Source organism: Micromonospora citrea (assembly GCF_900090315.1).
GTDB lineage: Bacteria > Actinomycetota > Actinomycetes > Mycobacteriales > Micromonosporaceae > Micromonospora > Micromonospora citrea.
The window spans coordinates 3,595,021-3,611,029 of sequence record NZ_FMHZ01000002.1 but is presented as its reverse complement, the minus strand read 5'-3'; the positions used below and the strand labels follow the sequence as shown (position 1 = coordinate 3,611,029).

The window sequence follows — 16,009 nt, the reverse complement described above, 5'->3', positions numbered from 1 at the left end:
TCGAGCCGAGCACGTCTGCCGGCTCACCGGGGGCCGCCCCGGCTGCGTCTGCGGCGCACGACGCCCGTCGCGCCGACTGCCGGCCAGCCGTCCAGCTCGGACGGTGGCACGCCCCGGCGCAGCAGGTCGTCGAGGAGCAGCGCCAGCGGGTAGTCGGGGTGCTCGGCCAGGCCCCGCTCCAGGGCCACCGCCGCCAACGCGCCCTGCCCCGCCCGCCAGGCCGCGAACGCCAGCAGCGCGGCCGGCGCGGCGGTCAGCTCCGGCTCGGCGCGGCGCAGCACGTCGGCCCAGAGCGCGATGTCCTCGTCGCGCCCGTCGGTGCGCTCCCAGGCGTGGTCGCGCACCGGCACGTGGGTCAGCAGCAGGCTCAGCCAGGCCACCTCGTCGTCGCCGAGCGGCTGCCCCCGCCGGTGCCGGCGCAGCGCGCCGCGTACGGCCGCAGCCCCGGTGGCCCGGACCGCCCGCCCGCTGCGCAGGTCGGCCGCCGGGGCCTTGTGCAGCAGTGCCGCCAGGCGCCGCTCGGCGCGGGCGGTGGCCCGGCGTACGGCCGAGCGGGCGGGACCGGTGACCGGGGCGACCTGCGCGACGAGGGCGGCCCGGTCGGGCAGGGCGACCTGGCCGGCGAAGACGGCCGCGGCGCTGACCTCGCTGGCGCCGGCGTCGAAGGGCCTGCCCTCCGGCGGGCAGCACTCCGGCTCGGTGCAGACGTACGACCAGTAGCGGCCCCCGGTGACGCGGAGGGCGTCGAGCACGGGCAACCCGGCCCCGGTCAGCGCGGCGCGCACGGCGTCGACCGCCGGGGTGACCCGGGCGGCCGGGCCGTAGCCCAGGACCGTGGCGGTCTCGGCGCTCTGCCGGGCGACGACGCCGGCGAGGTGCCGGGCGGCGTCGCCCGGGTCGGCGAGGTCGGGCAGGTCGGCCCGGGCGGCGAAGGTGATCCGGCGGGCCCGCATCGCCACCACGACGACGCTGTCGGCCGGGTGGAAACCCAGCAGGTAGGGCACGGCGGCGATGAGGTCGGCCGGGGAGCGGACGGTGAGGCGGGGGCGGTCGGTCGGGGTCATGGCTGGCAGCCTGCGACCCGGGGCGGGCCGCCCGCCGCCCCTGTGGACGACACGCGGGTTATCCACAGACACGGAGCGTGACGCCCCAGCTCGGACCGCTCACGCCTCCACGGGCGAGACGTGCTCCGGCCGGTCCGCCACCAGCGACGCCAGCTCGCCTCGGGAGCCGACGCCCAGCTTCGGGTACGCCTTGTAGAGGTGGTAGCCGACCGTGCGGGGGCTGAGGAACAACTGCGCACCGATCTCCCGGTTGCTGAGCCCTCGGGCCGCCAACTGCACCACCTGGTGCTCCTGCGGGGTCAACCGCCGCCGCACCGCGTCCGTGTCGGCGGCCCGGACGCTCTCCCCGGCGGCGCGCAGCTCGGCGCGCGCCCGCGCGCTCCAGGGGCGGGCCTCGAGCCGGTCGAAGATCTCCAGCGCCGAGTGCAGCACGATCCGCGCCTCGCTGATCCGGCGCGCGCGGCGCAGCCACTCGCCGTGCAGCAGCTCGGTGCGGGCCCGTTCGAACGGCGGGCCGCCCTGCCGGTGCAGCGCGACGGCCTGGGCGTACCGGTCGTCGGCGTTGCCGGTCAGCAGCGCCTCGGACCGCAGCGCGACCGCCCGCGTCCACGGCTGCCGGACGTGCGCGGCCCATTCGGCGTACCGCCGGGCGGCGGGCAGCGCGTCCGCCGGCCGGTCGACCCGCACCGCGGCCTCCACCAGGTCGGGAAGGCTGGCCATCGCGCCGCCCCGGTGCCGCGCGGCGAACACACCGGAGAGCCGGGCGAAGGCCGACTCGTACCGGCCGAGGCCCAGGTCCAGCAGGCTCAGCGCGCCCGCCGCGTGGACGTTGCCCGGCGTCACGCCCCGCGCGATCGGTTCCGCGGTCAGCTCCGCACACCGCTGTTCGTCAGCCCGCATGGCGGCCAGGGCGGCCAGCACCGTGTCCAGGTAGACCGCGTGCCGGCGCTGCCCGGTGTCGGCGGCGATCCGCAGCCCCTCCGTTGCGCTGGCCTCCGCGTCGTCGTGCCGGCCCGACATGAGCTGGGTGCGGGCGAGCAGCGGGAGCACCGAGGCCAGCAGGCCGGCGGCGCCCTGCTGGCGGGCCGTGTCGGCCAGGCGCGCCGCGATGTCGTACGCGCTGTCGAGGTCGGCCAGCATCAGGTGCCACCAGCCGATGTCGAGCAGCTCCAGGTGCTGCGCGCAGCCGGTCGTCTCCCCGACCAGCACCCGCAGCGGTTCCACGGAGGCGTCGGAGAGGGCGTGCTGCGCGGCGAACACCTGGGACAGCGCGGTGACGAGGTGGGCGCTGGGCACGCCCAGTTCCTCGGCCCGCGCGGCGGTGCGCTCCAGCGCGTCGAGGTCGTCCGCGTGCGCCGCCGCCCGGCCGGCGCGGAAGAGCAGGTGACCGGCCCGGCGCGGGTCGAGGGAGGCCGCCGCCAGGGCCGCGTCGGAGAGCAGCCGGTGGGCCTCCTTGGGGCGGTCCCGCGAGTCCAGCACCGTGGCGCGGACCAGGGCGATGTCGGCCAGCTGCACGGGATCGGCGACGTAGTCGGCGGCCTGGTCGGCCAGCGCCGCGGCCCGGTCCAGCTGGCCGGCGTCGGCGGCCGCCTCGGCGGCGGTGGTCAGCCATTGCCCGCGCCGCGCCCGGTCGGCGGTGAGCGCGGCGGCCCGCTCGTACATCGCCGAGGCCGCCGCGCTCACCCGGGGCGTCCCCGTCCGGGCGGCGGCCTCCAGAGCGAGCGCCGCTTCCTCGTCCGGACCGACGGCCATCGCCGACCGGTGCCAGGCGTACGAGCAGGTGTCGCCCCGGGCCGCGTAGACCGCCGCGAGCGCCTCGTGCGCCGCCGTCCGGGTGCCGGCCTCCGCGGTCTCCCGCACCGCCGTACGCACCAGCGGGTGGCGGAACACCAGCCGGCCCTCCGCCAGCCGCACGAGCTGCGCCTGCTCGGCGGGGGCGAGGTCGGCGCGGGTGCAGTCGAGGCGCTCGGCGGCCGGGAGCACCACGGCGGCGTCGGCGGTGGACGCGTCGGCGGCGACGCCGAGCAGCCGCCGGGTCGCCTCGGGCAGCCGCCGTACCCGCTCGGCGAAGACCTGGTGCAGCCGTTGGTAGCGCGAGGACGGCACGCGCCGGGGCTCGCCGTCGAGCGGCAGTTCCAGCAGGGCGAGCGGGTTGCCCTGCGCCTCAGCGAGCAGGTCGGAACGGAGGTAGCCGGGCACCGGCTCCGGCCGTTGCGCGACCAGGGCGGCGGCGGCCGCCTCGTCCAACGGGCCGATCGGCAGCTCCGGCAGGCCGGCCGGGTCGAACGGGGACTGCTCGTCGGCGCGGGCCGCGACGACGACCGCGATCGCCTCGGCGTCGAGCCGACGCACGGCGAAGAGCAGCGCCTCCGCCGAGGCCCTGTCGAGCCAGTGCGCGTCGTCGACCAGGCAGAGCAGCGGGCGCTCCTCGGCCAGCTCCGCGAGCAGGCTCAGCACGGCCAGTCCGACCAGGAACCGGTTGTCGTCGCCGCCGGCCTCCTGACCGAGCGCGGCCCGCAGCGCCCGGGCCTGCGGCGCGGGCAGGGCGTCCAGCCGGCCGGTCTCCCGGCCGAGGAGCAGGTGCAGGCCGGCGTACGGGAAGCCCGCCTCCGACTCGATCCCGTCGGTGCGCAGCACCCGCATGTCGCCGGCCAGGTGGGCGGCGTGGTCGAGCAGCGCGGACTTGCCGATCCCGGCCTCGCCCCGCAGCACGAGCACCCCGCTGCGCCCGGCCCGCGCCTGCCGGAGCAGCGTGTCGATCCGGGCGATCTCGTCGGTCCGACCGTGCAGCACAGGAGCCAAGGCTACGCGGCCACCGTCGCGCTCATCGCCTGGTACAGCGTCTCCTCGGACAGCGCGCCGTGCAGCGTACGGCCGGCGAGGCGGAACACCGGCACCCCGCGTACGCCCTCGGCGCGCACCCGGGCCAGCTCGGCGCGTACGTCCTCGTCGCCGCCGTCCCGCGAGGCGACGCCGGCCTCGTCGGCGAGCCGGCGCAGCGTGACCGGATCGGCGATGTTGAGTTCGTCGGTGTGGTGGGCGCGGAACAGCCGCTCCACCATCGCCTCGCCCCGCCCCTGCCCGGCGGCCACGGCGATCAGGCGGTGCGCGGGCAGCGTGTCGCTCCACACGGCGTGGCGGTGCCGGAACGTCAGCCCCTCGCTGGCCGCCTTCGACTCCATGCCGGCGACGGCGTCGTCCGCCTCGACGCCGAAGGCCCGGCGCAGCACGTCGATCTTCGGTTCCCCGTCGGCCGTGGCGCGCGGGTCCAGTTGGAACGGCCGGAACCGCACGGCCACCTGCCCGCCCTCGGCGCGGATCCGCGCCGCCGCGCGCTGGAACCGGGCGTAGGCGAAGTACGACCACACGCACGGCACGTCGAAGACGAACTCCACGTCCATCGTCTGCACCCCCTTTCCCGTCAGGCCGCGTACGGGACGCGCTCGCGGGCCTCCCGCAGCGCCCGCCCCCACCAGCCGAGCTGGTCCAGGACGGTCTTGGCGGCGCTGTCGCAGCCCTGCGGCTCCACCGGCGCGCCGGACTCGTCGAACTTGTCCCAGCAGCCGTGGAAGCTGACGGTGTCGCGCACGGTCGTCGCGTGCACCTCGGCGAAGACCGTGCGCAGGTGCTCCACGGCGCGCAGGCCACCGGAGAGCCCGCCGTAGGAGACGAAGCCGACCGGCTTGGCGCGCCACTCGTCGCGGTACCAGTCGATCGCGATCTTGATGGTGGCCGGATAGCTGTGGTTGTACTCCGGCGTGACCACCACGAAGGCGTCGGCGCCGGCCAGCCGCGGCGCGAGCGCGTCGACCGCCGCCGGCTGGGGCGCGCCGAAGTCGGTGAGCGTGGCCGGCAGGGCGACCTCCGCCAGGTCGATCACGTCGACGTCGAAGCCGCCGTGCCGCCGCGCCCGGTCGACGAACCAGTCGGCCACCACCGGGCCGAAGCGCCCCTGGCGGGTGCTTGCCACGATGACGGCGAGGCGCAACTGCTGCGTGGTCATGGATGTTCTCCCAGGTCGGTCGGGGTTGGGTGCCGACCACGCTAGGCAGCCGGCGGGGGCCCGCCATCTGTCAACCGACCGGTCACGGGCCCGGGCCCCACCCCGGCGCCCGGTACGGTCGTTCGACAGATGCCCGGTGGACGCGCACGTCCCTACCGTCGGCGCCCATGACCACCACCCACGCACCGCAGCCGCCGCCCGTCGCCCGGACCCGCTGGGCCCCCGTCGCCGCCGTGGCCCTCGCCATGCTCGTGGTGACCTCGGAGATGAGCATCGCCGGCGTGGTGCTGCCCGCCATCGGCGCGGATCTGGGGGCGGATCCGACGGCCACCACCTGGGTGCTGCTGGCGTACGCGCTGCCGATGGCCGCCGTCTCCATCCCGGCCGGCCGCTGGGCCGACCGGGCCGATCCCCGGCTGATCTTCGCCGGGTCCATGGCCGGCATCGGCGTCACCAGCGTGCTCGCCGCCGTCGCGCCGACGATGTGGGCGCTGCTGGCCGTACGGCTGCTCCAGGGCGTCACGGGCGGGCTCACCCTGGCGGTCTACCTGCCGGTGATCGCGGCGTCCGTCCGGGCGGACCAGCGGGCCCGCGCGATCGGCACGGTGGTGACGATCATGACCGTGGGCGGGATGGCCGGCACGTCGCTGGGCGGGCTGGTCGCCGGCACGTTCGGCTGGCGCGCGGTGTTCCTGCTGAAGCTGCCCCTCGTCGCGGCCGCGCTCTGGCTGGGCCTGCGGGCGCTGCCCCGCGACGGCCGGGGACTGCCCGTGCCCGGCCTGCCGCTGCTGAGCGAGGTGGTGCTGCTGGGCGGCACGGTCGCCGCGGTGATCGTCGCGGTCGACGAGATCACGGCGCGGCCGGCGGTGGCCGCCGGGCTCGGCGCGCTCGCCGTGGGACTCGGCCTGGCCTGGGCCCGGCTGCCCGCCGCGCGACCGGTCATCGCGCTGGTACGCGACCGTCGCTTCGGGCTCACCACCCTCGGGCTCTTCCTCGTGTGCTTCAACATCGCGCTGACGGCCTTCCTCCTGCCGTACTTCCTCGCCGACGTGCTGCACGAGGGCCCGGAGGTGACCGGGATGCTGCTGCTGGTCAACATCGGCGCCATGACGGTCGTCTCGCCGGTCGCCGGCTGGCTCGCCGACCGGATCGGCGCGCTGCCGGCGGCGGCGACGGGTGCCACGCTTGTCGCCGGGGCGACGCTGCTGCCGGTCACGCTCCCCGCCGACGCCGGGCTGGCGCACGTCGGGTGGCAGATCGCGGTGCTGGGCGTCGGGTTCGGCCTGTTCAACACCCCGATCATCGCGGCGGTCATGGCGGCGGCGCCCGCCGGCGCCACCGGCGCCGCCGGCGGGGTCAGCGGCACCGTACGGATGATCTCGACGACCCTCGCGCCCGCCGTCGCCGCGCTGTGCTGGACCGCCGGCGGTGGCGGGCTGGCCGGATTCCGTACCGCCCTGGTGTTGCTCACGGCGATCCAGGCCGCCGGGGTGGTGGCGCTGCTGGGCGCCCGCCGGCGGGGCGCCACCGCGACGCCCGCCCGCGACGCCGCGTGACGGGTTACCGTGCGCGGATGGATCTGGCGTACCTGCGGGCGCACCCGGAGCACCTGCCGACCTTCCTGACCCACCAGAGGATCCGGGAGACGCCGGTCGCCGGGGGCGACATCTGCGCCGCCTCCCGGCTGACCCTCGACGACGGCCACTCGATCTTCGCCAAGACCTGGCCGGAGGGGGCCGGCCGGCCGCTGCCGGAGGGCTTCTTCGCCGCCGAGGCGGCCGGCCTGCGCTGGCTGCGCGACGCGGGAGCCGTCGCGGTGCCCGAGGTGGTGGTGGCACTGCCCGAGCTGCTGGCGCTCGATTGGGTCGAGCCCGGCGAGCCGACGCCCGCGGCGGCCGAACGGTTCGGCCGGGAGCTGGCGGCCCTGCACCGCGCCGGCGCGCCGACGTTCGGCGCCGACTGGACCGGGTTCGTCGGGGCGCTCCCGCAGGACAACACGCCGGACGAGGGGCCGTGGTCGGGCTGGTTCGTCCGGCGCCGGCTCGTCCCGTACCTGCGCCGGTCGGTGGACGGCGGCGCGCTCACCGGCGCGGAGGCCGGGCTGGTCGAGCAGGTCGTCGACAGGATCGGCGAGTTCGGCGGGGACGAGCCGCCGGCGCGGATCCACGGGGACCTCTGGCCGGGAAACGTGCTCTGGGGCGCCGACGACCGGGTCTGGCTGGTGGACCCGGCCGCGCACGGCGGGCACCGGGAGACCGACCTGGCACAACTGGCGCTCTTCGGCGGCGTGCCGCACCTCGACCGGGTCCTCGCCGCGTACGCGGAGGCGTGGCCGCCCGCCGACGGGTGGCAGGAGCGGGTGCCGCTGCACCAGCTCCACCTGATGCTGGTGCACACCGCCCTATTCGGCGGCACGTACCGCGACGCGGTCGCCCGCACCGCCCGCGCGGCCCTGGCCGGGCTGGCGCGCGCTACCGTCGACGGGTGAACGCCGCCCCGCCGACCGACGGCGTCCTCGCCGACCGGTACGGCCGCGTCGCCCGGGACCTGCGCGTGTCCCTGACCGACAAGTGCAACCTGCGCTGCACCTACTGCATGCCCGCGGAAGGGATGCCCTGGCTGCCCGGCCCGCAACTGCTCGGCGACGAGGAGATCGTCCGGCTGGTCCGGGTCGCGGTGCGCCTGCTCGGCGTGACCGAGGTGCGGTTCACCGGCGGGGAGCCGCTGATCCGGCCCGGCCTGCTCGGCATCGTGGCCGCCGTGGCGGCGCTGGAGCCGCGCCCCCGGATCTCGCTCACCACCAACGGCATCGGACTCGACCGCTTGGCCCCCGCGCTGCGCGACGCCGGGCTCGACCGGGTGAACGTCTCGCTGGACACCCTGGACGCGCAGCGGTTCGCCCGGCTGACCCGGCGCCCGCGCCTGGCGGACGTGCTGGCCGGGCTCGCCGGCGCGGCCGCCGCCGGCCTGACCCCGGTGAAGGTCAACTCCGTCCTCATGCGCGGGATCAACGACGACGAGGCCCCCGCGCTGCTCCGCTTCGCCCTCGCCCACGGCTACGAGCTGCGGTTCATCGAGCAGATGCCGCTGGACGCCCAGCACGGCTGGGACCGCGACACCATGGTCACCGCCGAGGAGATCCTGGCCCGCCTGCGCGACGAGTTCGCCCTGACCCCCGACCCGGCGGAACGCGGCGCCGCCCCGGCCGAGACCTGGCTGGTCGACGACGGTCCGGCCCGGGTCGGCGTGATCGCCAGCGTCACCCGGCCGTTCTGCGGCGACTGCGACCGCACCCGGCTCACCGCCGACGGGCAGGTCCGTGCCTGCCTCTTCGCCACCGAGGAGTCCGACCTGCGCGGCGCGCTGCGGGCCGGGGCGGACGACGACGAACTGGCCCGGCGCTGGCGGGTTGCGATGTGGGGCAAGCGGGCCGGGCACGGCATCGACGACCCCGCCTTCCTGCAACCCGTCCGGCCGATGTCGGCCATCGGAGGATGACCGTGACCGAACCGACGCGGCCGGCCGACGCCGGGCCGCCGGACCACGCCGGGCCGCCGGACCACGCCGGGCCGCCGGACCACGCCGGGCCGCCGGACCACGCCGGGCCGCCGGACCACGCCGGGCAGACGGTTCCGCCGGCCGACGCCGGGCCGCCCCTCACCGTCCGCTACTTCGCCGGGGCGCGGGCCGCCGCCGGGCTGCCCGAGGAGACCGCATCCGCGGGCGGCAGTCTCGACGAACTCCTCGGGGAACTCGCCGCCCGACACGGCGAGCGACTCGCCGCCGTGCTGCGGGTGGCGAGTTTCCTGGTGGACGGCGTGACCTGTCATGATCGTCGGGCACCGCTACCCGCCGGGGCCACGATCGACGTCCTGCCGCCCTTCGCGGGCGGCTGAGGGAGGCGCACACATGCTGCCGGCACTGGCGTTCGTCGCCACCTTGGCGCTGATCACCGGCCTGATCCACCTCTACCTCTGGAAGCGGCTGGTACGGGACACCACCACGCCGGGGCGCTGGCGACGGATCGGCGGCATCACCGCCCTGGTGCTTGCGCTGCTCGTACCGGCGACCATGGTCGGCACCCAGGCGGGCCTCTACTGGCTGGCGTGGCCGGGCTACCTCTGGCTCGCCGTCATGTTCTACCTGCTGGTCCTGCTCGTGGCGCTGGAGGTGCCGATGGCGGTGGCGAAGCTGGTGCTGCGCCGCCGGGTCGCCGCCGCCGAGCCCACCGCCGCCGCGCCCGAGCCCGCCCTGGTCGGCGCCGCCGGTCCGGCCGACCCGCCGGCCGCCGACGCCGTCGCGCAGCCCGACCACGACCCTTCCCGCCGGTTGCTGCTCGCCCGCGGGACGGCGATCTTCGCCGGGCTCACCGCCACCGGCCTGACCGGCTACGGCATCCGCACCGCCCTCGGCCCCCCGCAGCTCGACCGCGTGCAGATCCCGCTGGCCAAGCTCCCCCGCAGCATGGACGGCCTGCGCATCGCCACGGTCTCCGACATCCACCTCGGTCCGCTGCGCGGCCGGGCGCACACCGAGCGGATCGTCGCCGCGATCAACCGCCTCGACGCGGACGTCGTCGCGGTCGTCGGCGACCTGGTCGACGGCTCGGTGGCCGAGCTGGGCGAGGCGGCCGAGCCGCTGCGCGGCCTGCGCTCCCGGCACGGCAGCTACTTCGTCACCGGCAACCACGAGTACTACTCCGGGGTCGAGGAGTGGGTCCAGGAGCTGGACCGCCTCGGCCTGCGGGTCATGCAGAACGAGCGGACCGAGATCCAGGCCCGGGGCGGCGTGCTCGACCTGGCCGGGGTCAACGACGTCACCGCCGCCGGCACCGGCCTGGCCGCCCCGGCGGACTACGCGGCGGCCCTCGGCGACCGCGACCCGAGCCGCCCGGTGGTGCTGCTCGCCCACCAGCCGGTGGCGGCCGTGGAGGCGGCGAAGTTCGGCGTCGACCTCCAGCTCTCCGGGCACACCCACGGCGGGCAGATCGTCCCTTTCAACCTGCTGGTGAAGCTCCAGCAGCCGGTGGTCTCCGGTCTCGGCGAGGTCGACGGCACGAAGGTCTACGTCACCAACGGCGCCGGCTTCTGGGGCCCGCCGGTGCGCGTCGGCGCGGAACCCCAGATCACCCTGGTGGAGCTGCGCAGCGCCTGACCCGGACGGGGCGGTCCCGCCGATTGCGCACCTCACCTTCACGCGTGGCGGATGACGGGCGCCATCCGGCTCGTGACAGGATGCGGCGTGCCTCCGTTCAGCGCCGCACCCTCCGGTGGCCTCCCGCCGTTCGTCGCGGATCTGCACATCCACTCGAAGTACTCGCGCGCGTGCAGCCGCGACCTCACCCTGCCGAACCTCGGTTGGTGGGCGAGGCGCAAGGGCATCGCCGTGCTCGGCACCGGCGACTTCACCCACCCCGCCTGGTACGACCACCTGCGCGAGACCCTGCACCCCGCCGAGCCCGGCCTGCACCGGCTCAGTCCCGAGGCGGAGCGGGACATCGCCCGCCGGCTGCCGCCCCGGCTGGCCAGCGAGGCGGAGGCGGACCCGGTCCGGTTCATGCTCAGCGTGGAGATCTCCACGATCTACAAGCGGGACGACCGCACCCGCAAGGTGCACCACCTGATCTACCTGCCCGACCTGGACGCCGTGGCCCGGTTCAACACCGCGCTCGGGCGGATCGGCAACCTCGGCTCGGACGGCCGGCCGATCCTCGGCCTGGACTCCCGGGACCTGCTGGAGATCACCCTGGAGGCCAGCGCGGACGGCTACCTGGTGCCCGCGCACATCTGGACGCCGTGGTTCTCCGCGCTGGGCTCCAAGTCGGGCTTCGACGCGATCGCCGACTGCTACGCCGACCTCGCCGACCACATCTTCGCGGTGGAGACCGGCCTCTCGTCCGACCCGGAGATGAACTGGCGCGTCGGCAGCCTGGACCGCTACCAACTGGTGTCGAACTCCGACGCGCACTCGCCGCCGGCGCTGGCCCGGGAGGCAACCGTCTTCGCCACCGGGCGGGACTACTTCGCGATCCGGGACGCGCTGCGCACCGGCGACGGGCTGGCCGGGACCATCGAGTTCTTCCCCGAGGAGGGCAAGTACCACGCGGACGGGCATCGGCTCTGCGGCGTCAACTGGCCCCCGGAGCGGACCCGGGCCGCCGGCGGTCGCTGCCCGGAGTGCGGCAAGCCGCTCACCGTAGGCGTGCTCAGCCGGGTCGAGGAGTTGGCCGACCGCCCGGCGGGCCACCGGCCGGCGCACGCCCGCGACGTCACCCACCTGGTGCCGCTGGCCGAGATCCTCGGTGAGATCAACAAGGTGGGCGCGCGGTCGAAGCGGGTCGAGGGGAAGCTCAACGAGCTGGTCGCCGCGCTCGGCCCGGAGCTGGAGATCCTCACCATCACCCCGCTCGACGAGATCGGCCGGGTCGGCGGGGAACTGCTCGCCGAGGGCATCGGCCGGCTGCGCCGGGGCGACGTGCGCCGGGTGCCCGGCTACGACGGCGAGTACGGCGTCATCACCCTCTTCGACCCGGCCGAGCTGGGCGGCGACGCCGGCACGGCGCAGGAGACCCTCTTCGACGTACCCGTGCCGGCGCAGCGCACCCCGACGGAGCCGGCACCCAAGCCGCGGGCCAGACGCCCGGCGGCGGCAAAGGCCAAGGCCGAGCCGAAGCGCAAGCCCGTGACGCCCGCGCCACCACCCCCGATCGCGCCGGCGCCCTCGCCGCACGAGCCGTTCGAGCCGATGCTCGCCGGCATGGAGGAGGTCGGCACCGGCCTGCTGGACCGGCTGGACGCCATGCAGCGGGTGGCGGCCTCCGCGCCGGGCGGGCCGCTGCTCATCGTCGCCGGGCCGGGCACCGGCAAGACCCGGACGCTGACCCACCGGATCGCCTACCTCTGCGCGGAGCTGAACGTCTTCCCCGAGCAGTGCCTGGCGATCACGTTCACCCGGCGGGCCGCGGAGGAGCTGCGGCACCGCCTCGACGGCCTGCTCGGGCCGGTCGCCGAGGACGTCACGGTCGGCACCTTCCACTCGCTGGGCCTGACCATCCTGCGGGAGAACGCCGACGCCGTCGGCCTGCCGGCGGACTTCCGGATCGCCGACGACGCCCAGCGGGCGGAGGCCCGCGCCGAGGCCGGCGACGACGACGCGTCCTACGCGGCGCTGTTGCGCAAGCAGGACCTGGTGGACCTGGACGAGCTGCTGACCCTGCCGGTCACGCTGCTGAAGGCCGACCGCAAGCTCGTGCAGCGGTACCGGGAGCGCTGGCGGTGGATCTTCGTCGACGAGTACCAGGACGTCGACGAGGTGCAGTACGAGCTGCTGCGCCTGCTCAGCCCCGCCGACGGCAACCTCTGCGCGATCGGCGACCCGGACCAGGCGATCTACTCGTTCCGGGGCGCCGACGTCGGCTACTTCCTGCGCTTCTCGCAGGACTTCACCGACGCCCGGCTGGTCCGGCTGAACCGCAACTACCGCTCGTCGGCCCCGATCCTGGCCGCCGCCGTCCAGGCCATCGCGCCGTCGTCGCTGGTGCGGGGCCGCCGGCTCGACCCGGCCCGGCTCGACCCGGAGGCCCCGCTGGTGGGCCGCTATCCCGCCAGCTCCGTCGCCGACGAGGCCGATTTCGTCGTACGCACCATCGACGAGCTGGTCGGCGGCCTCTCCCACCGTTCCCTCGACTCGGGGCGGATCGACGGCCGGTCCACCTCGCTCTCCTTCTCCGACATCGCGGTGCTCTACCGCACCGACGCGCAGGCCGCACCGATCGTCGACGCCCTCGCCCGGGCGAACATCCCCGTGCAGAAGCGGTCGCACGACCGGCTGCGGGACCGGCCCGGGGTGTCCGCCATCGCCCGCGAGCTGCGCCACGCCGACGGGCTGGACGGCTCGCTGGCCGCCCGGGTCCGGCTGGCCGGTCAGGTGCTGGCGGAGCGCTTCGCGGTGCCCACGCTGGACGGCGCCGGGGCGGTACGCCCGGAGGACGTCCGCTCGGCCGTCGACCTGCTCACCCCGCTGGCCCGCCGCTGCGGCGACGACCTGCCGGCGTTCCTGTCCCAGCTCGCCACCGGCGCGGAGGTGGACGCCCTCGACCCGCGCGCCGAGGCGGTCACCCTGCTCACCCTGCACGCCGCGAAGGGGCTGGAGTTCCCGGTGGTCTTCCTGGTCGGCGCCGAGGACGGGCTGCTCCCGCTGCGCTGGCCCGGCAGCACCCCCGACGACGACGCGATCGCCGAGGAGCGGCGGCTCTTCTTCGTCGGGCTGACCCGGGCCCAGGACCGCCTGTACGTCAGCCACGCCGCCCGCCGCAGCCGGCACGGGACGGAACGCGAGTGCGCCCCGTCGCCGTTCCTCGACGCCATCGACCCGGGCCTCTTCGAGCGCTTCGGCGAAGCCGAACCCCGCCGCCCCAGGGACCGCCAACTCCGCCTCATCTGACTCCCCTCCCTCCCCTCCTCCCCCTCCCGCCCTCTCCAGCCCTCTCCAGCCCTCGGCGATCTTGCACTTTGCGCCCCGACATGATGGACATTCGTCGCAAGTCGGGGGCAGGAAGTGCGAGATCGCCGAGGACCAGCGGCGGGGGCGGGGGGTGGGGGCGGTCAGGTGAGGAGGGTGGTCAGCCAGGCGCCCGTCAGGAGGGCCGGGCCCAGCGGGAGGGGGGTGTCGCGGCGCACCCTGCGCGCGGCCAGCAGGACGACCACCACCACGCCGTTGAGCAGGTGCGGCAGGATGAGCCCGAGCGCCAGGGGCGACCACCCCAGCCAGCCGAGCGGCAGGCCCAGCACGCCGGCGAGCTTCACGTCGCCGAAGCCCAGCCGCGAGCCGGGCAGCAACGCCAGCAGGACGTACGCGGCGAAGGAGAGCGCCGCCCCCGCCATCGCGCCGAACAGGCGCTCCGGGGCACCGGTCAGCAGTGCGGCACCGGCGAGGCCGACGGCGACGACCAGCGCCGCCGCGCCCACCAGCGGATCGGGCAGTCGCAGGCAGGCCAGGTCGACCACGGCGAGCACCAGCCCGACCGCCGCCAGCCCGAGGAAGGCCGGCAGGGCCGGATCGTTGTCGAGGGCCGCCGCGAGCCCGGCGAACACGACCGCCCCCACCGCCGCCCCGGCACCGGCGGACGCCCCGCTCACGGCGACCAACGGTCCGCCCGTCGCCCGCGACGGCACGGCACCAGCCGACGCGCCGGCGGGCGGCACGGAGCCGGCCGACGCGCCGGCGGGCGGCACGGAGCCGGCCGACGCGCCGGCGGGCGGCACGGAGCCGGCCGACGCGCCGGCGGGCGGCACGGAGCCGGCCGACGCGCCGGCGGGCGGCACGGAGCCGGCCGACGCGCCGGCGGGCGGCACGGAGCCGGCCGACGCGCCGGCGGGCGGCACGGAGCCGGCCGACGCGCCGGCGGGCGGCACGGAGCCGGCCGACGCGCCGGCGGGCGGCACGGAGCCGGCCGACGCCGAGGAAACCGGTGCGGTCAGCCCCGGCACCGGCGCGACGGTCGGTGCGGGAGGAGTGGGGGCGGGCCGGGGCGTCCAGCGGCGGCCGGCCCGGGGCGCGGCGAGACCGGCGAGGCCGCCGAGCAGCGCCGCGCACACCACCGACCCGCTCGACACGGGCCGGACGCTACCGGCGGGGCGGCTCCGGCGGGGTACCCGATGCGGGACGTCGGGGCCTCTCGGTGCTCACCACCAGGGCCACGCCGGCGACGATGACCGCGCCGCCGAGCAGCACCTGCGCGGTGACCGGCTCCGCGACGATCAGCGCGCCGAGGGCCACCGCGACCACCGGGTTGACATAGGCGTACGTCGCGACCAGCGAGATCGGCGCGTGGTGCAGCAGCCAGACGTACGCGGTGAAGGCGACCAGGGAGCCGGCCACCATCAGGTACGCGAGCGCGAGCCACGACCGGGTGGTCACCGCACCCGGGTCGAAGCCGCGCAGTTCCCCGCGGCCCGCCGAGAGGACGGCCAGCGCCGCCGCCCCGGCGAACATCTCGTAGACCGTGGCGACGAACGGGTCGGCGGGCATCCGGATCCGGCCGGAGAGGAACGAGCCGACCGACCAGCTCACGGCTCCCGCGACCACGGTCAACGCCCCGGCGAGCGGTACGGCGTCGGTCCCGCCCCTGGGCAGCACGAGCAGCACCAGGCCGACGAAGCCCAGCGTCACCCCGGCCAGCGTCCAGAACCGGGGCCGGTCGCCGGTGGCCGTACGCAGCAGCACCACCAGCAGCGGGACGGTGGCCACGAGCAGCGCGGCGATCCCGGATGGCACCGCGACGCCCGGCGGACCGGACTCGGCGAGCACCACCAGCCCGTTGCCGCCGGCCAGCAGCAGCACCCCGACCAGCGCGGCCGAGCCGAGCTGCCGCCGGTCGACCCGCAGCGCGCCCGCGCCCCGGCGCAGCCGCAGCACGACGGCCAGCACCAGGCCGGCGGCGGCGAACCGGAGGGCCGCCGAGCCGAGCGGCGGCATCGACTCCACGGCGATCCTGATGCCGAGGTAGGTGGAGCCCCAGAGGACGTAGACGAGCAGCAGGGCGGTCCACACCAGCGTCGGCGTGGCGGCGGCCGCCCGACCGCCCCCGGGATTCGGCCCGGTCCCTGCGGGCGGGTCGGTCGAGGGTGACGCACTCGGTGAGCGTGGTCTCATCGGTGGACACGCTACGGTGACGTGGGCGTCGGCGTCCCTCGTTGGTGGCCGGCCTCTCACCACTCACGCGGGAGACGTGCATGGCGAACTACGGACCACCGGGTCGGGGGGATCCGGAACCGTGGCGCGGGCGGCAGCCCGACGAGGCGTACGGCACCTCAGCCGGCTCCTACGGTCGCGGCGGATGGGACGACCCGCACGCCGCGTACCCGCCGCCGGAGCCCCGCTACGGTGCGGAGCCCTACCGGCGGGACGATCCGGGGCCGTACCGGCAGCCGCCACCCGCCTA

12 protein-coding genes are annotated in these 16,009 nt (G+C 76.4%); 6 read left to right on the top strand and 6 right to left on the bottom strand.

The window, feature by feature from the left end; genetic code table 11:
• Nucleotides 1-23: 23 nt before the first annotated feature.
• The 4 genes from GA0070606_RS16520 to GA0070606_RS16505 form a co-directional block, all read right to left on the bottom strand.
• Nucleotides 24-1,064, bottom strand: a complete 1,041-nt coding sequence (locus GA0070606_RS16520) for a DUF4192 domain-containing protein (protein ID WP_091100691.1) — start codon at nucleotides 1,062-1,064, stop codon at nucleotides 24-26.
• A gap of 99 nt (nucleotides 1,065-1,163) precedes the next feature.
• A complete protein-coding gene (locus GA0070606_RS16515; protein ID WP_091100687.1) occupies nucleotides 1,164-3,857 on the bottom strand; it encodes an AAA family ATPase in 2,694 nt (897 codons plus the stop codon).
• Between the two features lie 11 nt (nucleotides 3,858-3,868).
• Complete coding sequence (locus tag GA0070606_RS16510; RefSeq protein WP_141721709.1) at nucleotides 3,869-4,465, bottom strand: DsbA family protein; 597 nt, start codon at nucleotides 4,463-4,465, stop codon at nucleotides 3,869-3,871.
• Between the two features lie 20 nt (nucleotides 4,466-4,485).
• Nucleotides 4,486-5,067 carry an NADPH-dependent FMN reductase gene (locus tag GA0070606_RS16505; RefSeq protein ID WP_091100680.1) on the bottom strand — a complete coding sequence of 194 codons (582 nt, stop codon included), beginning with the start codon at nucleotides 5,065-5,067 and terminating at the stop codon, nucleotides 4,486-4,488.
• 167 nt (nucleotides 5,068-5,234) lie between these two features.
• Between GA0070606_RS16505 and GA0070606_RS16500 the strand changes: the two genes are divergently transcribed.
• From GA0070606_RS16500 to GA0070606_RS16475, 6 genes are all read left to right on the top strand, one after another.
• Nucleotides 5,235-6,623, top strand: a complete 1,389-nt coding sequence (locus GA0070606_RS16500) for an MFS transporter (RefSeq protein WP_091100676.1) — start codon at nucleotides 5,235-5,237, stop codon at nucleotides 6,621-6,623.
• Nucleotides 6,624-6,640: 17 nt separating this feature from the next.
• A complete protein-coding gene (locus GA0070606_RS16495; protein ID WP_091100671.1) occupies nucleotides 6,641-7,555 on the top strand; it encodes a fructosamine kinase family protein in 915 nt (304 codons plus the stop codon).
• Complete coding sequence (moaA, locus tag GA0070606_RS16490; protein WP_091100667.1) at nucleotides 7,552-8,565, top strand: GTP 3',8-cyclase MoaA; 1,014 nt, start codon at nucleotides 7,552-7,554, stop codon at nucleotides 8,563-8,565. The genes GA0070606_RS16495 and moaA overlap by 4 nt, the downstream gene beginning before the upstream one ends.
• A gap of 200 nt (nucleotides 8,566-8,765) precedes the next feature.
• Nucleotides 8,766-8,963: a MoaD/ThiS family protein gene (locus GA0070606_RS33340; protein ID WP_176737546.1), complete on the top strand. Its 198-nt coding sequence runs from the start codon at nucleotides 8,766-8,768 to the stop codon at nucleotides 8,961-8,963.
• A 13-nt stretch (nucleotides 8,964-8,976) separates the two neighbouring features.
• Nucleotides 8,977-10,221, top strand: a complete 1,245-nt coding sequence (locus tag GA0070606_RS16480; RefSeq protein ID WP_091100661.1) for a metallophosphoesterase — start codon at nucleotides 8,977-8,979, stop codon at nucleotides 10,219-10,221.
• 87 nt (nucleotides 10,222-10,308) lie between these two features.
• A complete protein-coding gene (locus GA0070606_RS16475) occupies nucleotides 10,309-13,509 on the top strand; it encodes a UvrD-helicase domain-containing protein (RefSeq protein ID WP_091100656.1) in 3,201 nt (1,066 codons plus the stop codon).
• A gap of 161 nt (nucleotides 13,510-13,670) precedes the next feature.
• On the opposite strand, the gene GA0070606_RS33335 is transcribed toward GA0070606_RS16475, so the two are convergent.
• Together GA0070606_RS33335 and GA0070606_RS16465 are read right to left on the bottom strand one after the other, a co-directional pair.
• Nucleotides 13,671-14,681: a prepilin peptidase gene (locus tag GA0070606_RS33335; RefSeq protein ID WP_245724714.1), complete on the bottom strand. Its 1,011-nt coding sequence runs from the start codon at nucleotides 14,679-14,681 to the stop codon at nucleotides 13,671-13,673.
• A gap of 10 nt (nucleotides 14,682-14,691) precedes the next feature.
• Nucleotides 14,692-15,618, bottom strand: coding sequence for an EamA family transporter (locus GA0070606_RS16465; RefSeq protein ID WP_245724713.1), 927 nt, complete (start codon nucleotides 15,616-15,618; stop codon nucleotides 14,692-14,694).
• Nucleotides 15,619-16,009: the final 391 nt, after the last annotated feature.